Consider the following 18,580-nt stretch of genomic DNA (forward strand, 5'->3'; position numbering starts at 1 on the left):
ATATTTTCTTTTTTCTTTTTTTTTTTTTAATTGGATCGTCAACACCCGAGATCTACCAAGGTCTTTCCGTCGGCATCGTCGGATGTGGATAGGCGACAGGTGGAACCTCCTGACGGACGAGGCGAGCTGGTCCGGCGAGCTGTTCCAGATCCTCGGCCGCGACCCGGTCGCCCCGCCGCTCACCCTGGACGAACTGCCGTCGCTGGTCCTCGACGAGGACCGTCCACGGCTGACGGCGATGGTCACGGACTGCCTCATCGACGCGAAACGCATCGACGGGGAGTTCCGGATCGTGCTCCCCGACGGCGGGGTGCGCACCGTGCACATGATGGGCGAGCCCGTGCTCGACGACGACGGCGGTACGGCCTCGATGTGGGCCGTCCTGCGGGACGTCAGCGAACTGCGGCGCAGCCAGCGGGCGGTGAGCGAGACCCGTGACTCGCTGCACCGTCAGCGGCACATCGCGCAGACCGAGCACCGGCTCGCGGTCGAGCTGCAGGAGGCCGTGCTTCCGCCGTGGCGCGGCCCCCTGCGGCTCCCGCAGCAGGGCCCCGCACGGCTGGATCTGGCCGCCCACTACCTGCCCTGCTCGACCAGCGCGCTGATCGGCGGCGACTGGTACGACGCCCTCGAACTGCCGGGCGGCGAGAGCCTGTTGAGCGTCGGCGACCTCACCGGGCACGGCGTCACCGTGACCTCGGGCATGGCGATGCTGATCGGCGCGCTGCGCGGCCTGGCGATGTCGGGCACCGAGCCGGGCCGGCTCATGGCCTGCATCAACCAGTTACTGGACGCCACCGTGCAGCCGGCGCTCGGCAGCGCCGTCTGCTGCCGCTACCGGCCGGCGACCCGCACCCTCGTCTGGGCACAGGCGGGACACCCCGCCCCGCTGCTGTTCCGCGACGGGACGGGGCGCGTACTGCCCCCGCCGGACGGCGTCCTGCTCGGAGCGACCTCCGGAGCCGTCTACGGGCAGGCCGAAGTGACCCTCGAACAGGGCGATCTGCTGCTCCTGCACACCGACGGGCTGGTCCCCCGGCGGGCAGGAGAGGAAGCCGTCCAGCGGCTGTTGGACCTGGCCCCCCGGTTCGGCGAGGCGCGTACGGCCCAGGAATGCGTACGGACGGTGGTGGAGGAGTTCGGCGAGAGGGAGCGCACGGACGACGCCTGCGTGCTCGTCGCCCGGGTCAGCTCCTGAGGAACGGGCACCTCGCCCTCACGCCGGGGCGACGCCCCCCTTGTTCTTGGACTGGGGCTTGGGCAGGGAGAGCTTGATCTCCTCCCGCAGATCCTGGATCTTCGGATAGCTGGAGTACTGACCGGTGAGCCGGTACATCTCACGCAGTCGGTCCCAGGTGCGGTGCGAGGAGTTGGAGCCCATCGACGCCAGCGCCAGGCGCGCGTACCCGCTCGCCTGCTCCGGGTCGTCCCCGATGAAGCAGGCCGAGGCCATCGACAGGTAGTCGAAGATCTGCGACCTCCCCTGGGCGTTCGTCCTGAGGTCCAGCGCCTTCTCCGCGTAGTGCCGGGCGTGCTGGGCCGCGGCCGGTTCGTGCTCCGCGAGGGTGCGGTAGGCCAGCGCCTGCATGCCGTACAGATCCGCCTCGTTGAACATCTGCATCCAGCTCGGTGGCGGCACGTCCCCACGGTCGGAGACGAAAAGGTCCTCGGCCTGGCCCAGGGTGCGGCGCATGGCCTGGCCCTTGCCCAGGGAGGCCTGTGCCCAGGCCTCGACGGTGTGGAGCATGGCCTTGGTGCGCGGCAGGACCTGGTCACCGGAGCCCGACTGGGCGAGCTTCATCAGGTCGAGCGCCTCGTCGGGCTTGCCGAGATGCACCAGTTGTCGGGCCGCCCGGGACAGGGCCTCGCCGGCGCGGGGCCGGTCACCGCCCTCCCTGGCCGCGTGGGCGGCGATGATGAAGTACTTCTGGGCGGTGGGTTCGAGGCCGATGTCGTGCGACATCCAGCCGGCGAGGACGGCGAGGTTGGCGGCGACGCCCCACAGGCGGCGCTGGAGGTGTTCGGGGTGGCGGTAGGAGAGCATGCCTCCCACCTCGTTGAGCTGTCCCACGACAGCCTTGCGTTGCAGCCCGCCGCCGCGGGCCGCGTCCCAGGCCCGGAACACCTCGACCGAGCGCTCCAGTTCCTCGATCTCCTGCGCCCCGATGGGGGCGGCCTCGTAACGGTCGAACCCGGCGGGGTCGGCGTGCAGGGGGTTGTCGAGGTCGGGGGCGTCGGCCGCGAGGGCCGGATCGGTGTGCAGCCAGTCGTGCATGGCGCTGCTGAGTGCGGATCCAGCGGTGAGCGCGACGCCCGCACCCACCAAGCCGCGTCGGTTGAGCATGAGGTCCATTCCCGTGAATTCGGTGAGGACCGCGGCGGTCCGTTCGGGCGCCCACGGCACACCGTCGGGATGTTCCACACTCCCGCCGCCCTGCCGTTTTCCCGTACGCCCGTGCCGGACCAGACCGAGGTCCTCGATGGTCACGACACGGCCGAGACGCTCGGTGAACAGCGCCGCCAGCACCCGTGGCACGGGATCGCGCGGGATCTCTCCCATGTCGATCCACCGCCGTACCCGTGAGGTGTCGGTCGCCAGCTGGGGGTGGCCCATGGCCGCCGCCTGCCGGTTGACCAGCCTCGCGAGCTCTCCCTTCGACCAGCCGGCCAGGCCGAACAGGTCTGCGAGTCGGGTATTGGGTTGTCCGCTCACGTCAAGCCCCCAGGTTCTCGGCTGAGTTGAATGTAGCCCGCTGTCAGTTGCTCGGGGACTATTCGCCAGGCTTCGCCAGGGTGCGCTACATGGTGTGCCAGGGCCCATCCGGTGTCAGGTAGGAAAGCGCCACCCCGACCCGGTCGCCCCGACGGGCACTCCCCAGGGTGTCCCCGGTACGGCCGGGGCGGGTGGCGCGTGACCTCGCCGGCACACGAAGGGATCTGTCCTCCCCCATGTACGCAGCATCGTCCTCCGTGTCCGCTCCTCCCCGGTCGCTGCACCCCCGCCAGCCGGGCAGCGGCGGCCCCTACCTCGACCCCACGCGTACGGCGGCCCCGATGCTCGGTGGCGGCCGGACGCGGCGCGTGCCGGGGCTCGGCACCCAACCGCTCAGCGGGAGACTCGACTTGTCCGGCCCCCAGGGCACGCAACTGCGCACGGCGATCGCCTCGGTGCAGCGCATCTGTCCGGAGTTCGCTCCGGTCCAGGTGCTGCGCCGCAGCGGCCGCTCGGTGCTGCTCGTCGGCACGACAGGGCGCAGCACGGCCGTCGCCAAGTGCTTACTGGATCATTCACCCATCTGGGAGGAACGGTCCCGGCACGAAATAGCCGCATACCGCTCGTTCGTCCGGCACCGCCCCCCCGTGCGGGCGCCGAGGCTGATCGCGGCGGACCCGGACAACTGCACCCTGGTCATCGAGCGGATGCCGGGCCGGGTGGCCGCCCTGCAGCGACATCCGGTGGAGGCGCCGCCGCGCGCCGACATCCGGGCGGCGCTCGGCGCGATCTGCCGGCTGAACGCGTGGCGGCCGCCGGCGGGGACCTTCGACGCCCCGCTGGACTACGCGGAGCGGATCTCCCGCTTCCATGAGCTGGGTCTGCTCACCGACCGGGACATGGGCGATCTGCAGAAGCTGCTGCACGGCATCGCGCACGCGTCGGGCCGTCAGGGCATGGGCCAGTTCTGCCACGGCGACGCCCTCCTGTCGAACATCCTGCTCTCACCGGCCGGTCCAGTGCTGGTGGACTGGGAGCACGCGGGCTGGTACCTGCCGGGGTACGACCTGGCGACGCTGTGGGCGGTGCTCGGGGACGCCCCGGTGGCGCGGCGGCAGATCAGCCAGCTGGCGCAGTCGGCGGGCCCGGCCTCCCGGGACGCGTTCCTGGTGAACCTGATGCTCGTCCTGACGCGTGAGATCCGTACCTACGAGACGGCCGTGCAGCGTTCGATGCACGACTCGACCCCGGCGGCAGCGGGTCAGGCCCACCCGGCTGCTGCGCCGTCCGGCGAGGAACAGCGGCTGCTGCTCAGGCGGCTGCACGACGACTGCCAGCTGGCCCGCAAGGCCGTACGGGCGGCGGTCGGCACTCGCTGAGGGGATACGAAGGTCCGCGGTGTGCCTGCGCAAGGGCGCGCGCCGCGGACCTTCGTCATGACCCGGGGGTGGTCCTGCGCCCGGCAATCACCGGGGAAGCGGCCTCCTGAGGGCATGATTGACGGACCGTCGGCCGACCGATAGTACAAAAGCACTCCCCCGCATTCGGCTTCGCCCGCGGGAGGAGCGCCTGGTCTGCCGCCCCGCCAACGCCCCACCGTTAGAGGAGGCCGCCTTGCGAGGATCCCCCACCGACCGCAGGCCCACCCCGCGTCCCAGACGCGTCCGCAGAGCGGCGCTCGCCGTGGCTCCCGGTGTCCTGCTGCTCCCCCTGCTGGGTGCCGCCCCACCGGAGAGCCGGTCCTCGTCCCCCACCGGTCTGCAGGGCGCGTTCACCGCCGCGGCCGAGAGGTACGGCGTACCGCGCAGTGTGCTGCTCGGCGTCTCGTACCTCCAGTCCCGTTGGGACGAGCACGGCGGCGCACCCAGTGTGACCGGCGGCTACGGGCCCATGCATCTCACCGACGCGCGCACGGCCCTGGCCGAGGCCCCGCACCACAGCGAGGGCACGGAGGACGCGCGCGGTGACGAGTCCCGGCCCCTTCCCGTGCCCGAGGCAAAGCTGCCCGAACCGTCCGAACTCCCCGCCAGGCTACGGACGTTGACGAAGGCGGCCGAGCTGACCGGTCTGCCCGCACGGACGCTGCGCACCGACGCCGGGGCGAACGTGGCGGGCGGTGCCGCGCTGCTCGCGGCCGCGCAGCGGCAGCTCGGCGCCGAACCGAGCGCCGACCCGGCGGACTGGTACGGGGCGGTGGCCCGCTTCTCGGGGGCCGACGACCGGGCCACGGCAGCGGTGTACGCGAACGAGGTGTTCGCGGTCATCCGTGCCGGCGCCGAGCGCGTCACGGACGCCGGCCAGCGGGTGACCCTGGCCGCCGACCCGGACCTCGCGCCCGACACCGCGCAGCTGTCCCGGGCGGGACTGCGCAAGGCCGCGACCGGTGCCCAGTGCCCGGCCACGGTGTCCTGCGAGTGGATCCCGGCGCCGTACCAGGAGTTCGGCGACAGCGACTACGGCAACCACGACCTGGCCGACCGGCCGAACGCGCAGCCCATCCGGTACATCGTCGTCCACGACACCGAGGGCTACTGGGACACCACCCTCGAACTGGTCCAGGACCCGACGTACGTGTCGTGGCACTACTCGCTGCGCTCCACGGACGGGCACATCGCGCAGCACATCAAGCACAAGGACGTCGGCTGGCACGCCGGCAACTGGTACGTCAACACGGGGTCGATCGGCCTGGAGCACGAGGGGTTCCTCGCCTCGCCGGACGCCTGGTACACGGAGGCCATGTACCGGTCGTCGGCGCGGCTGGTGAGGTACCTGGCCGACACGTACGGGGTCCCCCTGGACCGGCAGCACATCCTGGGCCATGACACCGTGCCCGGTCCGACGACGGCGACGATCCCGGGGATGCACACCGACCCCGGCCCGTACTGGGACTGGCGGCACTACTTCGAGTTGCTGGGCAAGCCGCTCGGAGCGACGTCCGGCGGCGACAGCACGATGGTCACCGTCCTCCCGGACTACGCCGCCAACCGGCCGGTGTTCACCGGCTGCGGGTCCGGCGGCGCGACCTGCGCGGTGCACGGCTCCAGCGCCGTACGCCTCTACAGCCGGCCCGACGTGACCTCGCCCCTGATCAAGGACATCGGGCTGCGGCCGGACGGCAGCGGCTCGACGACCAATGTGAACGACCTCGGTTCGCGGGTCTCCACCGGGCAGCAGTACGCGGTGGCGGAGCGGCAGGGTGACTGGACGGCCATCTGGTTCCTGGGGCAGAAGGCCTGGTTCCAGAACCCGCAGGCCAAGCCGACGGCGGTCGGAGCGACCGGGCTGGTCGTGACGCCCCGGGACGGCCTGGCGGACATCCCGGTGTACGGCCGTGCCTACCCGGAGGCGTCGGCGTACCCGGCGGGTGTGCCCGCGCAGGCGGTGTCGCCGTGGCCGTACAAGCTCCTCAAGGGGCAGAAGTACGTCACCGGGGGCCTGGTGCCCGGCGAGTACTACTACGCCGTCTCCTTCGACACGAGCAGGCACCGATTCGTGGTCGGCAAGGACCTCTACTACGAGATCCAGTTCGGCCACCGGGTGGCGTTCGTGCGGGCCGCGGATGTGCGGGTGACGCCGGCCGGGTGAGCGGCTGGTCGCCCGAGGCCGCGGAGAAGGGCCGGGCACGGAGAAGGGCCGGGTGCGTACCCGGCCCTTTCTCGTCCTCGTCCTCTTCGGGCTTCGGCCCCTGCGAGCGGCGTACGTCGTGCGCGCGCTCAGCCCTGCTGGAACAGCTCCGCCGGGAGCGGCTTGAGCAGCGCGTAGAGGTCGTCGGTGATGGGGCGGTCCCAGGCGGCGATGGTCACCAGGACGTTGTCGCTGCGGTCGAACTGGACGCAGGAGATCCGGGACTCGGAGAGCTTGAGGCGGCGGACGATCAGCAGGTTGTCGCCCTGCATCACCGGGATGTCCTCGGTACCGACGACGGTGATGTCCTCCTCGTTCTCCAGGGCGACCAGCAGCTGGGCCACCTCGAAGGGGACCTCGCCGTCGGCGACCTCGCGCGCCGGGGAGCCCTCCGGAAGGTTGCCGATGATCATCGCGGGGCCGCGGCCGCCGTAGAGGTCGTAGCGCAGGAAGACGCCCTGGCAGCTGCCGTCGGGGGCGGGCAGCAGACCGGCACCGAGATTGCCCGGCCAGTCGCCCGGATCCATGGCCAGTACGTCGAAATCGGGCCCGGCGGGAGTGGCGCTGCGGCGGCGGAGGAAGGACATGCCGCAATGGTACGGCGTGGCGTCCCGCGGTGGAGCCGAGGGAGCGTCGGGGTGGCCGTCCCGGCGGTCAGGCAGAGGTCTTCCTGTGGCGGTCGTGGTGGCGGGCCACTCGGGCGCGGTTGCCGCAGGAGGGTTTGCACCACTCCTGGCGGGGGTGCTCCTTGAGGAAGTAGCGCACGCAGCGGGGGGCGTGGCAGGCGCGCAGCCGCTGTCGCTCGGGGCTCGCGAGGAAGGCGAGCGCGGCGCGGGCGAGGGCGGCGGCGAGCGGGTCCTCGCCGGTGGCGGGCCGGTGGTGCAGGACGGGGTCGGCGCCGGGGCCCCAGGTGAGGACCGGGACGGTCGGGGAGAGGGCGGCGGTCTCGTTGAGACGCGCCAGGGCCTCGGGGACGGGCAGTAGCCGGCTGGCGTCGGCGGGGCTGGGCTCGGCGGGGGCGACCGCGTGGGCGAAGAGGGCGCGGACGGCGCCGCGGAGGTCGCGTACGGAGGTGAGCGTGGTCTCGTCGACGGTCGGGCGGACGGTGGCCGGCAGGTCGTCCGCGTGGGCCCGGACCCAGGTGGCGAGCCCCATGACATCGGTCAGGTCGTCGGCGACACCGCCGCTGCCGTCGTGGCGGACGGTCAGGGCGAGGTCCAGGGCGAGCCGTGCGTCCCCGCTGATCGAGCACTCCATGCGGCTAATGATAGGGGAGCATCCATCCATTAATTCCTGTCGCGTACGGCGGGGACGCCGACTTCCGGAACCCGCTTCCGGCACCGGCTTCCGGCACCCGCCTTCCTCCGCGAATTGTGGACAATTGCGGGTGAATTTGGCACGGTGAGGCGGAGCGGCCCGCAATTCGAACACGTGGCCGATTCATTCTGGGGGTTCGCTCATGCCACCCGTACAGCTCGCGCCGGACGTCGTCGCCTTCTACACCGAGCAGAGCGCGTTCACCGATCCGGGCGACCTGACCCCGCTCTACGCCGGCCTCCCGCGCGATCCGGCTCAACTCGCCCGTGTGGCACGGGACCTGATGATCCATCGGGGCGAGGGCGGGACGTTCGGCCACACCGTGGCCCGGCAGCGGCTGCACGACGACGCCGAGACGCGCTACCTCGACGACATCCTGCGGCTCGTCGTCGAAAGGAACGACGCGCCCCTGTCGCACCGCCGCGAGCCGGGGGACCGGTTCGTCGGTGTGTGCCGCGACTTCTCGCTGCTGCACTGCTCGCTCCTGCGGCACTTCGGTGTGCCGGCCCGGCTGCGATCGGGCTTCGCCGCGTATTTCGGGGAGAACGGATTCCACTGCGACCACGTGGTCACCGAGTACTGGGACCCGGAGCGGGGCTGGCTGTTCGCCGGCGCGCAGCTGACGGAGCCGTTGGTCGCCGACGCGTGGAGCATCGACTTCGACCCGATGGACGTGCCCCGCGACCGTTTCCTGGTGGCGGGCAAGGCGTGGCGGGCCGTCCGGGCCGGTGAGGCGGACCCTGGCACGTTCGGCCTGCACCCGCCGGAGGACGGGCCGCTGAACGGGGAGTGGTTCGTGGCCGGGAACGTCCGGCTCGACCTCGCGGCGCTGAACAAGGTCGAGACGCTGCTGTGGGACGTCTGGGGCACCGAGACGGAGGCCGGCCAGGACCTCGTGGACCCGGTCCGCGAACTGTACGACGAGGTCGCCCCGGTGGTGGGCGACGAGGTGCGCTTCACCGCGGCGCGCGAACTGTTCGCCGGGCGTGAGGGGCTGCGGACACCGCGGACCGTCCTGTCGCTCGCCCCGTACAACGGCCCCCGAGAGGTCACCCTGCGCTGACCCCGCCGGTGGTGGGCGGCGGCCCCGGCCGTCCACCACACGGCACGTACGGCGGCTCAGGTCAGGTCGAACTCGCCTTCACGGGCCCCTGACACGAAGGCGCCCCATTCGGCGGGGGTGAAGATCAGCGAGGGGCTCTCGGGGCTGCCGCTGTTGCGCATGGCGATGAAACCCTCGACGAAGGCGATCTGGACATCTCCCCGCCCCTGGCTGCTCGACCGCCAGTCCGCGTTGCTCAGGTCCAGTTCCGCCGGCTTGTGCCAGCCGTCGAGGGATCGCTGCTGCATGGTGGTCTCGGCCACGTCCGTGCTCCTCCCGGTTCGTCGTCCGCCCGCCAGACTAGCGATCGGCCCCCACTGCGGACAGGCCGTGTGTGGAGGAGGTTCAGGAGGCGGGCGGTTCGGCGCCCACGAGCCACATCGAGAAGAACTGCGAACCGCCGCCGTAGGCGTGCCCCAGCACCCGCCGGGCGCCCTCGACCTGGTGCTCGCCGGCGAGGCCCCGCACCTGGAGCGCGGCCTCGGCGAACCGGATCATGCCGGAGGCGCCGATGGGGTTGGTGGAGAGGACCCCGCCGGACATGTCGACCGGAAGATCCCCGTCCAGTTCGGTGACCCCGGACTCGGTGAGTTTCCACCCCTCCCCCTCGGCGGCGAAACCGAGGTTCTCCAGCCACATCGGCTCGTACCAGGAGAACGGCACGTACATCTCCACCGCGTCGATCTCCCGGCGGGGATCGGCGATGCCCGCCTGCCGGTACACGTCGGCCGCGCAGTCCCGTCCCGCGCGGGGCGACACGCTGTCCTTGCCCGCGAAGAGGGTGGGTTCGCTGCGCATCGCGCCGCCGTGCATCCACGCGGCGGGCCGGGGCGCTCGGGCCGCGCCCGCCCGGTCGGTGAGGACCATGGCCACGGCCCCGTCGGAGGACGGGCAGGTCTCCGAGTAGCGGATCGGGTCCCACAGCATGGGCGAGGCCTGGACCTTCTCCAACGTGATGTCGTGCTCGTGAAGATGGGCGTACGGGTTCTTCAGCGCGTTGCGGCGGTTCTTGTACGCGACCAGGGAACCGACGGTCTCCGGGGCACCGCTGCGCCGCATGTACGCGCGCACGTGCGGGGCGAAGAAGCCGCCCGCGCCCGCGAGCAGCGGCTGCTGGAACGGGATCGGCAGGGACAGTCCCCACATGGCGTTGGATTCGGACTGCTTCTCGAAGGCGAGGGTGAGCACCGTGCCGTGGACACGGGCGGCGACGAGGCTCGCGGCGACCAGTGCCGTGGAGCCGCCGACCGAGCCGGCCGTGTGCACTCGCATCATGGGCTTGCCCACCGCGCCGAGCGCGTCCGCGAGGTACAGCTCGGGCATCATGACGCCCTCGAAGAAGTCGGGTGCCTTGCCGATGACGACGGCCTCGATGTCGGCCCAGCTCAACTCGGCGTCGTCGAGGGCCCGTCGGGCGGCCTCCCGGACGAGCCCGGCGATCGACACGTCCCGGCGCGCCGCGACGTGCTTGGTCTGGCCGACCCCTACGACGGCCACGGGCTCCTTGCTCATCGGGGATCCCCCTCGAGTACGGCGACCAGGTTCTGTTGCAGGCACGGGCCGGAGGTCGCGTGCGCGACCGCCCGGTCGGACTGGCCCCGGTGGATGCGGGCGGCGGCCTCGCCGATCCGGACGAGCCCGGCGGCCATGATCGGGTTGGCGGCGAGCGCACCGCCCGACGGGTTGACCCGCACGGTCTCGTCGAGCCCCAGGACCTTCCGCAGGATGACCTCCTGGGAGCTGAACGGCGCGTGCAGCTCGGCTGTGTCGACGGGCCGTTCGTGAACTCCCGCCCGCTCGGCGGCGAGCCGGGTGGACGGCGAGTCGGTCAGGTCGCGTACGCCGAGGCCGTGCGCCTCGATGCGGTGGTCGATGCCCCGGATCCAGGCGGGCCGCTCGCACAGTTCCCGGGCCCGCTCCCCCGCCGCGAGGATCACGGCGGCGGCCCCGTCACCGATGGGCGGGCAGTCCCCGGTGCGCAACGGCCGTACCAGGTACTCCCCCTGCGGCACCGCACCCCGTAGCTGCGCGTGGGAGTTGCCGGCGGCGTCCGCGCGGCTGCGGGCCCCGACCGCCGCCAGGGCCGGCTCGTCCGTGGCGCCCGCGTCGATGAGCGCCTGGGCCTGGAGGGCTGCCAGGGCGACGGAGTCGGGCCACAGCGGGGCCGTGTAGTACGGGTCCAACTGCCGGGTGAGGACGTCCCGTACGGAGCCGGGCGAGGACTTGCCGTAGGAGTAGACGAGTGCGGTGTCGGCGTCCCCCGTCCGGAGTTTCACCCAGGCCTCGTAGAGCGCCCACGCCCCGTCCATCTCGACGTGCGACTCGGAGATCGGCGGCCAGGCGCCCACGCCGTCGAGGGCGAGGGTGAAGGAGAAGGCACGGCCCGCGAGGTAGTCGCTGGAGCCGGAGCAGGTGAAGCCGATGTCGGCGGTCCTGAGCCCGGTGCTCGCCATGACCTCGTGCAGGACCGGCATCAGCATCTCCACCTCGGAGAGCTCCTCGCTGGTGCGCCGGTGGTCGGTCTGGGCGAAGGCGACGACGGCGATGTCACGGGCTCCCGGGGCTTCTTCGCGCGTCACAGCAACTCCTTGAACGTGTCGTAGTCCGCGTCGGGTTCGCCGGTGGGCCGGTAGTGGTCGGGATAGCGGGCCCCTTCCGTCCACACCGGCTCCACGCGCAGCCCTATGCGCACCTGGTCGTAGGGGATGCCGGCGATCCGGCCGTGCAGGGCGAGCCCGGCGCCGTCGAGGGCTATGTGGGCGTAGACGTACGGGACTTCGATGTCCAGGTTCTTCGCCTTGATGTTGACGATGCAGAAGGTGGTGACGGTGCCGGCCGGGCCGACCTCGACGCGTTCCTCGGTGGCCACCCCGCAGGTCGGGCAGGCGCCCCGGGGCGGGACGTACACCTTGCGGCAGGACGGGCAGCGTTCGCCGACGATGCGCCGGTCGCCGAGGGCCTCGATGTAGCCGGTCTGGGCGCGGCCGGGCGAGTAGGTGTAGTCGAGGCGGGCGGCGGCGACGATGCCTGTGATCGCCTCCTGGAACTCTCCGCTGTGGCCCGCCGGTTTCACCGGCTGCCCGTCGTACGGTTCGAAGCAGGCGATGTCCGTGATGGCACCGGACCGCTCCTCGGCCCAGCGGACCCGGACCCGCATACCGGTGCGGACGTCGTCGGGGCCGGGCGCGTCGAGGGCGTGCAGCAGGGCCGTGTCGGCGCCGTCGAGCTTCACCAGCACCCAGGCGAAGGGGGTGTCGAGCGGCTGCCCCCGGCGTGGCTCGTGGTTCCAGGCCCAGGTGGTCACGGTGCCGGTCGGCGCGACCTCCACCAGGTCGCGGATCTCCTCGGCGGTGACGGGGTCGTACTCGACGGGCGGGACGAGAACCCTGCCGTCGTCGGTGCGCACCCCGAGCACGACCCGTTCCCGCAGCCCGGTGAGAAAGGCGCTCTGCACGGGCCCGACAGACCGGGTGAACGGAAACTCGACGGTGAGGGGTGCTTTGAGGATCGCGGACATGGAAGCTTGCCTCCTTCGAAAGAGGTGCGCGGAAGCGCCCCTTCAGGGGCGCGGGGCGTTGTCCATATGCGGCTCTGCCGCGTGGGCGCGAGAAGCCCCACCCAGCCGCGGCCGAATCACAATTTCCCCGAGCAGTACACCTACGCCCGCTTGTACACAGGGGCCCGCTTCTCGGCGAAGGCACGAGCCCCCTCCTTCGCGTCGGCCGTGTCGAAGACCGGCCACCCCCGCTTCAACTCGGCGGCCAGCCCTTCCGCCTCGGTCATCTCGGCCGTCTCGTACACGGACGCCTTCACCGCCTCCACGGCCAGTGGCCCGCACGCGTTGATCTGTTCGGCGATCTCCAGGGCCTTGGTCAGGGCGGCGCCGTCGGCCACGACATGCCCGACGAGACCGATCCCGGCGGCCTCGCGCGCGCTGTAGGGCCGACCGGTGAGCAGCATCTCCAGGGCGTGTGTCCGGGGGATCTGCCGCTGGAGGCGGACCGTGGAGCCGCCGATGGGGAAGAGGCCGCGCCTGACCTCGAAGAGGCCGAACGTCGCCGATTCCCCCGCGACGCGGATGTCCGTGCCCTGGAGGATCTCCGTGCCGCCGGCGACACAGTGCCCCTCGACCGCGGCGATGACCGGCTTGCGGGGCCGGTGGTGGCGGAGCATCGCCTTCCAGTGCAGGTCGGGGTCGGCCTTGAGCCGGTCCCGGTACTGCTGCCCCTCCATCCCCTTGCCCGCGAGGGCCTTCAGGTCCATCCCGGCGCAGAAGTCGCCGCCGGCTCCCGTGAGGACGATCGAGCGGACCTCCTCGTCCTCGTCGGCCTGGACCCAGCCGTCGTACAGGCCGACCAGCATCGGCAGCGAGAGCGCGTTCTTGGCCTCGGGCCTGTTGAGCGTGAGCACCAGTGTGGCGCCTGCGCGTCGCACGGTGAGGTGTTCGGTGCCGCCCATCGGGTGTCCTCCGTCCACAGGAAACGAGAACAGGTTGCAGGAGGCGGGTCGGCACTTCAAGGGTTTTCTGACAGACAGTCAGATTTCTGTGCGGGGACTCTTCACAGTTGTGCCGCCCTTTGCTCTGATGACCGGCAACCGAGGGGCAGCGGGGTCAGGAGGAGTGCGGTGGAGTACAACCTTGCCGACCTGTTCGAGTCGGTCGTCGACGTGGTCCCCGACCGGGCGGCGCTCGCGTACCTCGACCTCCCCGGTACGGGCGGGGAACGCCGGCTCACCTACGCGGAACTGGACGCGGCGGCGAACCGGATCGGCCATCATCTGCTCGACCGGGGGATCGAGCCCGGCGAGCACGTCGGTCTGCACCTCTACAACGGCATCGAGTATCTGCAGACCGCGCTCGGCTGCCTCAAGGCGCGGATCGTGCCGGTCAACGTCAACTACCGTTACCTGGAAGAGGAGTTGGTCTACCTCTACCGGGACGCGGACCTGGCCGGTCTGGTCTTCGACGCGGAGTTCACGGGGCGGGTGGCGGCCGCGCTGCCGCGCACGGAGAAGCTGCGGCACCTGGTGCGGGTGGGGACCCCCGCGCCGGACGCGCCCGCCCTCGACGCCGTCACCTTCACCGAGGCGGAGGCCGCCGCGTCCGACGGACGGGGCTTCCCGGCCCGCTCGGGCGACGACCAGTTCATCATCTACACCGGCGGCACGACGGGCATGCCCAAGGGGGTGATGTGGCGTCAGGAAGATCTGTTCTTCTCGGGGTTGGGGGGCGGAGCGCCGACCGGGGAACCGGTGAAGTCGCCGGAGGAGCTGGCCGAGCGGGTCGCCGCCGGGGGCGACGGGATCACGTTCTTCCCCACGGCCCCGCTGATGCACGGCACGTCGACGCTCACCGCGTTCATCGGGTTCAACTTCGGGCAGCGGGTGGTGATCCACCGCAAGTTCGTGCCCGAGGAGGTCCTGCGCACGATCGAGAAGGAGAAGGTCACCAGTGTGTCGCTGGTCGGCGACGCGATGCTGCGCCCGCTCATCGACGCGCTGGGCGGCCCGATGAAGGGCACCGACTGCTCGTCGCTGTTCAGCGTGTCGTCGTCCGGGGCGATCATGTCGGAGACGGTCCGGCGGGAGTTCCAGGCACTGGTGCCGAACGCCATGCTGCTGAACAACTTCGGGTCGTCGGAGTCCGGTTTCAACGGCACGGCCACGCAGGACGCGGGCGCCGGCGACGGTTTCCGTATCCGCGTCCACTCCCGTACGGAGGTCGTGGACCCGGCGACGTACGAGCCCGTCCCGGTCGGCGTGCCGGGCCGGGTGGCACAGCGCGGCCATGTCCCCCTCGGCTACTACAACGACCCGAGGAAGACCGCCGAGACCTTCTTCGAGCGGGACGGCGAGCGCTGGGTGCTCCTCGGTGACATGGCGACCGTCGACGAGGAGGGTGTCGTCACGGTCCTCGGCCGGGGTTCGCAGTGCATCAACACCGGTGGCGAGAAGGTGTATCCGGAGGAGGTCGAACAGGCGCTCAAGGCCCACCCCGACGTCTACGACGCGCTGGTCGCCGGGGTGCCGGACGTCCGGTGGGGCAACCATGTCGCCGCCGTGGTGCAGCTGCGCGAGGGGGCCGCCCGGCCGTCGCTGGAGGACATCCAGACCCACTGCCGCACCCGTCTCGCCGGCTACAAGATCCCCCGCCAGCTGGTGCTCACCGACACCATCCAGCGGTCCCCCAGCGGCAAGGCGGACTACCGCTGGGCGCGCTCGGTGGCGGTGGCGGACGACCACTGACCGCGTGCGGCTCCGTCACGGTCAGGTCCGCCCGGCGGCCAGCCGGTGCCGCAGGGCCGTGGCCGCGGGGGCGCCGAGGGCGTCGAAAATCTCCAGGGCCTCGGTCCAGTACGGCGACGGGTCGGCGCCGGAGGCCGTCGCCGCGGCCCGGCCGAGGATCTCCAGGGCCTCCGCCTGCCCCCTGCGGTAACCGCTCGCCCGGTGTGCCGCGAGGGCCCGGGTTCCGTACTCCACGGCGGTGTGCGGCTCCCCGTGCTCCAGTCCGCAGCGGGCGAGCACCGTCAGTGCCTGGTCCTCGACCAGGCGGTACTCCGAACGGTGGGCCAGCTCGAGTGCGGCCCTCGCCCGTCCGCGGTCGGTGGGAACGGGGACGGACGCCAGCCCGAGCAGGGCGCGTGCCTCGAGGTCGCGGGCGTCGCGTCCCCGCGCCAGCGCCAGGGCCTCCTGGTAGGCCGTCTCCGCCTCGGCACGACGGCCGACGGCCAGCAGCGTCCCGCCGAACACGATCCGGGAACTGGCGCTGTTGTGCTCGTCGGCGGTCTCGTCACTCAGGCCGACGGAGGCGGTGGCCGCCTCCAGCGCGCCCGCGAGGTCTCCCGTGTCCCCCCGGATCCAGGCCGTCAGGCGGAGGACGAACGCCTCGGTGTCGGGGTCCCCCACGTCGTGGGCCCTGCGCAGGAGGCCGTCCAGTTGCTGGCTCGCCCACCCGGTGTCCCCCAACAGGTGGCGCACCTGGAGCAGGTCCGTCGCGTTGAGCAACTGGTTGATCCGCGAGCCGAGTTCCGGGTGGAGGTCCGCCGCTCGGCGGTGGCAGTCCAGGGCCTCCTCCAGTCGGCCCAGCTCGCGGAAGGTGTGGCCGAGGTTGTCCAGCACCACGGGGTGTCCCTGCGGCAGACCGTTGCGCCGGTCGATGTCCATGGCCCGGTCCAGGTGCTCGGCCGCCAGCCGCAGCCGCCCGCTGGTCTGTGCGACGGTACTGATGTTGTTGTGCGCGGTGGCGGCGCCCTCCAGCCAGTTGGCGGCTTCGGCCGCCGTCAGCAGCAGCTCGTAGTGGGCGATCGACTCGTCCGAGTGGCCCTGCTGGAGGTGGGCGTCACCGAGCAGGTTGTGCACGGCGGCCTCGGCGAGCGGCTGTTTCGCCGTGCGGGCGGCGGCCAGCGCGGCCTCCCCCAGCGCCACCCAGTCCACGGTGTGGCGCCGGGTCCAGGCACAGCCGCGCAGTCCGTCGGCGATGCGCCAGGCCGCCGGGTGCCCCTCGGCCGCGGCCCGGTGGACCGCCGCGGCGAGGCCCGGCAGTTCGGCGTCGAGCCAGCGCGCGGCGGCGGTGGCGTTCTCCAGGACCGGCGGGGCCGCGGTAGGGGCGGTCACCGCCGTCTCGTCGGACGCGCCGGGCATGCGCTGCGTGCCCGGGTAGAGCAGGCGCGCACAGCGGTTCACCGCGGCCAGCAGCCACGCGTAGAGCCTGGCGGCGGCCGACTCCCGGTCGGCCGTGTTCTCCTCCAGGCGCAGCCGCTCGGCCGCGTACAGCGTCAGCAGGTCGTGGCAGCGGTACCGTCCGGACCGGTGCTCGTACAGCAGGTGGGCCGTGCTGAGCCGGTCCAGCAGCCGGGACGCCTCGCGCCGGCTGGTGCCGGTGAGGACGGCCACCGCCTCGATGCCGATGTCGGGGCCGGGCACCAGGGCCAGCAGCCGGAACGTCCGCCGGAGCGGGTCCGACAGGGCGTGGTAGGAGAGGCTGAAGGCGGTGCGTACGGCGGAGGCGGCGTCCCCTTCCACGGACAGCAGGCCCAGCCGGTCCCCGCCGGACAGTTCCTCGGCCTGGTTCCTGAGGGTGCGCCGGGGCGCGTGGTCCAGGTTGGCGGCGCAGATCCGCAGGGCGAGCGGCAGGTGGCCACAGGCGTCGGCGAGCGCGGCGGCGGCGTCCGACTCGGCCTCGACGCGGGCCCTGCCGAGGGTACGAGTCAGCAGCAGCCGGGACTCCGGGGCCGTCAGGAGGTCCACCGCGAGTCGGTCGGCGCCGTCGCGGACGGACAGTCCGGCCAGCCGGTCGCGGCTGGTGACGAGGACCAGGCAGTCGCGCCCGCCGGGCAGCAGTGGTCTGACCTGGTCCACGTCGATGGCGTTGTCGAGGACGACCAGCATGCGACGCCCGGCGGCGAGGGTCCGGTACATGTCGGCGGCGGCCTCGGGGGTGCCCGGAATCCGTTCGCCCGCCACACCGAGTGCCATCAGGAACCGGGCCAGTGCCTCGACCGGACGCAGCGGTGCCGCCCCCGGCGCGTGTCCGCGCAGGTCCACGAAGAGCTGCCCGTCGGGGAATTGGTCGCGGATCCGGTGTGCCCAGTGCACCGCGAGGGCGGTCTTGCCGATACCGGCGGCGCCGGAGAGCACGCAGGTCCGGGTGCCCGGTCCCGCGAGCAGGGCGTCGAGCCGGGCCAGTTGCTCGTCACGGCCGGTGAAGAACGGGATGTCGTACGGCAGCAGGGCGGGCGCCACGGGCGAGGCGACCGCCGCCGGTGCGGCGCCGGCCGGGCGGGGCAGGTCCATGCGCAGGACGCGCAGGTGGGCCTCGGTCACCTCGGGTCCGGGGGCGACCCCGAGCTGGTCGTCCAGCCGCGTGCGCAGCATCCCGAACAGCCCGAGCGCGGCAGCCTGCTGGCCCGAAGCGGCGAGCGCCAGCATCATCCGGGCGTGGACACCTTCGTGCATCGGGTCGAGGTCGGCGGCCTTCTGCAGTTCGTGGAGGGCGTCCGCCGGTCTGCCCAGCGTCAGGGCTCCGTCGGCGTAGGCCTGGACCAGCGACATCCGCAGCCGGGTGAGCGACACCGCGGCCGGGTGTTCGCGCACGGAGTGCGGGGCGTCCGCGAGGACGGCCCCCCGCCACAGGCCCAGCCCCGTAGAGGCCCGGAGAACCGTCTCCCGCGGCGTGTCGTCCGCCGTCGCCAGCGCGATCCCGGTGAACTCTGCGGCGTCCGACTGGCCCTGTTCCAGGCTGAGTTGATAGCCGGTTCGGGTGCGGCGCAGCACCGCGTCCGATGCCGCGCGTGCTCCGGCCGCCGGGGCGAGGAGTCGGCGCAGCCGGGCGACGTAGGTGTGGACCAGGTTGACGCAGGTGGCGGGCGGACTGCCGTCCCAGAGGATGTCGACCAGTTCGTCCTGGCCCACGGAGACTCCCGGCTGCAGGGCCAACAGGCCGAGCAGGTCCCGCTGTTTGGCCGCCGCCACGTCCACGGGCGCGCCGGAGACGCGGAGCGTCAACGGCCCGAGCACCCCGACCCGCAGGACGTCACCGTCGCGATGCGCCTCATCGGCGTCCATCGCGGCTTCCAGGCCCAGCGCGGCGGCGACGCGCCGGGCCGACCGGCTGCCCCGTGCCGGTGCCCGGCCGCGCTCGATCTCTCGGATGCTGCGTGTGCTGACCCCGGCGCGTTCGGCCAGCTGGAGCTGGCTCAGCCCCAGTCGCTCACGATGGTCGCGAAGCCACGTCCCCAGCTGCTCAGGAGTACGCCCCACTGCGCCCGTCCCCCTCCGGTGCGCTGCCGACCCGGGGGTGAGAACGCCGGTCGAGCGCCCAACTC

The 18,580-nt window shown here is 72.2% G+C and carries 14 protein-coding genes; 5 read left to right on the forward strand and 9 right to left on the reverse strand.

The window, feature by feature from the left end:
• Positions 1–82 precede the first annotated feature (82 nt).
• The gene (locus P1P70_RS10165) at positions 83–1,198 is read left to right on the forward strand and encodes a PP2C family protein-serine/threonine phosphatase (RefSeq protein WP_319236377.1); all 1,116 of its coding nucleotides are present in this window, start codon (positions 83–85) and stop codon (positions 1,196–1,198) included.
• 18 nt (positions 1,199–1,216) lie between these two features.
• Here the strand turns inward: P1P70_RS10165 and P1P70_RS10170 are convergent, their stop codons facing one another.
• A complete protein-coding gene (locus P1P70_RS10170) occupies positions 1,217–2,713 on the reverse strand; it encodes a hypothetical protein (protein WP_319236379.1) in 1,497 nt (498 codons plus the stop codon).
• Positions 2,714–2,949: 236 nt separating this feature from the next.
• On the opposite strand from P1P70_RS10170, the gene P1P70_RS10175 reads away from it, so the two are divergent.
• Together P1P70_RS10175 and P1P70_RS10180 are read left to right on the forward strand one after the other, a co-directional pair.
• Complete coding sequence (locus P1P70_RS10175) at positions 2,950–4,092, forward strand: aminoglycoside phosphotransferase family protein (RefSeq protein WP_319236380.1); 1,143 nt, start codon at positions 2,950–2,952, stop codon at positions 4,090–4,092.
• Positions 4,093–4,327: 235 nt separating this feature from the next.
• On the forward strand, positions 4,328–6,298 hold the full coding sequence (locus tag P1P70_RS10180; protein WP_319236382.1) for a peptidoglycan recognition family protein: 1,971 nt from the start codon (positions 4,328–4,330) through the stop codon (positions 6,296–6,298).
• Between the two features lie 128 nt (positions 6,299–6,426).
• Here the strand turns inward: P1P70_RS10180 and P1P70_RS10185 are convergent, their stop codons facing one another.
• Both P1P70_RS10185 and P1P70_RS10190 read right to left on the reverse strand, forming a co-directional pair.
• Positions 6,427–6,924 carry a hypothetical protein gene (locus P1P70_RS10185; protein WP_319236383.1) on the reverse strand — a complete coding sequence of 166 codons (498 nt, stop codon included), beginning with the start codon at positions 6,922–6,924 and terminating at the stop codon, positions 6,427–6,429.
• Positions 6,925–6,991: 67 nt separating this feature from the next.
• Positions 6,992–7,594 (reverse strand): CGNR zinc finger domain-containing protein, encoded by a 603-nt coding sequence (locus P1P70_RS10190; RefSeq protein ID WP_319236385.1) that lies wholly within the window; start codon positions 7,592–7,594, stop codon positions 6,992–6,994.
• Positions 7,595–7,796: 202 nt separating this feature from the next.
• Here P1P70_RS10190 and P1P70_RS10195 point away from each other — a divergent pair, with 202 nt between their 5' ends.
• The gene (locus P1P70_RS10195) at positions 7,797–8,717 is read left to right on the forward strand and encodes a transglutaminase-like domain-containing protein (RefSeq protein WP_319236387.1); all 921 of its coding nucleotides are present in this window, start codon (positions 7,797–7,799) and stop codon (positions 8,715–8,717) included.
• Positions 8,718–8,773: 56 nt separating this feature from the next.
• On the opposite strand, the gene P1P70_RS10200 is transcribed toward P1P70_RS10195, so the two are convergent.
• The 5 genes from P1P70_RS10200 to P1P70_RS10220 form a co-directional block, all read right to left on the reverse strand.
• The gene (locus tag P1P70_RS10200; protein ID WP_033526253.1) at positions 8,774–9,019 is read right to left on the reverse strand and encodes a DUF397 domain-containing protein; all 246 of its coding nucleotides are present in this window, start codon (positions 9,017–9,019) and stop codon (positions 8,774–8,776) included.
• 82 nt (positions 9,020–9,101) lie between these two features.
• Positions 9,102–10,268: a thiolase domain-containing protein gene (locus P1P70_RS10205; protein ID WP_319236389.1), complete on the reverse strand. Its 1,167-nt coding sequence runs from the start codon at positions 10,266–10,268 to the stop codon at positions 9,102–9,104.
• Positions 10,265–11,335, reverse strand: a complete 1,071-nt coding sequence (locus P1P70_RS10210; RefSeq protein ID WP_319236391.1) for a thiolase domain-containing protein — start codon at positions 11,333–11,335, stop codon at positions 10,265–10,267. Before P1P70_RS10210 ends, P1P70_RS10205 begins: the two co-directional genes overlap by 4 nt.
• Positions 11,332–12,273, reverse strand: coding sequence for a Zn-ribbon domain-containing OB-fold protein (locus P1P70_RS10215; protein WP_319236393.1), 942 nt, complete (start codon positions 12,271–12,273; stop codon positions 11,332–11,334). Before P1P70_RS10215 ends, P1P70_RS10210 begins: the two co-directional genes overlap by 4 nt.
• 140 nt (positions 12,274–12,413) lie before the next feature.
• Positions 12,414–13,214 carry a crotonase/enoyl-CoA hydratase family protein gene (locus tag P1P70_RS10220; protein WP_319236395.1) on the reverse strand — a complete coding sequence of 267 codons (801 nt, stop codon included), beginning with the start codon at positions 13,212–13,214 and terminating at the stop codon, positions 12,414–12,416.
• A 168-nt stretch (positions 13,215–13,382) separates the two neighbouring features.
• Between P1P70_RS10220 and P1P70_RS10225 the strand changes: the two genes are divergently transcribed.
• Positions 13,383–15,002, forward strand: coding sequence for an acyl-CoA synthetase (locus tag P1P70_RS10225; RefSeq protein ID WP_319236397.1), 1,620 nt, complete (start codon positions 13,383–13,385; stop codon positions 15,000–15,002).
• A 21-nt stretch (positions 15,003–15,023) separates the two neighbouring features.
• Here P1P70_RS10225 and P1P70_RS10230 read toward each other — a convergent pair whose 3' ends face one another.
• A complete protein-coding gene (locus tag P1P70_RS10230; RefSeq protein WP_319236399.1) occupies positions 15,024–18,515 on the reverse strand; it encodes a BTAD domain-containing putative transcriptional regulator in 3,492 nt (1,163 codons plus the stop codon).
• Positions 18,516–18,580: the final 65 nt, after the last annotated feature.

The sequence above is a fragment of the Streptomyces sp. MB09-02B genome, from assembly GCF_033794485.1.
Lineage (GTDB): Bacteria > Actinomycetota > Actinomycetes > Streptomycetales > Streptomycetaceae > Streptomyces.

Excerpts from the sequence above, each read along its gene's own strand:
- P1P70_RS10205 (WP_319236389.1), bottom strand. The coding sequence starts at position 10,268 with ATGAGCAAGGAGCCCGTGGCCGTCGTAGGGGTCGGCCAGACCAAGCAC.
- P1P70_RS10185 (WP_319236383.1), bottom strand. The coding sequence starts at position 6,924 with ATGTCCTTCCTCCGCCGCCGCAGCGCCACTCCCGCCGGGCCCGATTTC.
- P1P70_RS10220 (WP_319236395.1), bottom strand. The coding sequence starts at position 13,214 with ATGGGCGGCACCGAACACCTCACCGTGCGACGCGCAGGCGCCACACTG.
- P1P70_RS10175 (WP_319236380.1), top strand. The coding sequence starts at position 2,950 with ATGTACGCAGCATCGTCCTCCGTGTCCGCTCCTCCCCGGTCGCTGCAC.
- P1P70_RS10190 (WP_319236385.1), bottom strand. The coding sequence starts at position 7,594 with ATGGAGTGCTCGATCAGCGGGGACGCACGGCTCGCCCTGGACCTCGCC.
- P1P70_RS10215 (WP_319236393.1), bottom strand. The coding sequence starts at position 12,273 with ATGTCCGCGATCCTCAAAGCACCCCTCACCGTCGAGTTTCCGTTCACC.
- P1P70_RS10195 (WP_319236387.1), top strand. The coding sequence starts at position 7,797 with ATGCCACCCGTACAGCTCGCGCCGGACGTCGTCGCCTTCTACACCGAG.
- P1P70_RS10165 (WP_319236377.1), top strand. The coding sequence starts at position 83 with ATGTGGATAGGCGACAGGTGGAACCTCCTGACGGACGAGGCGAGCTGG.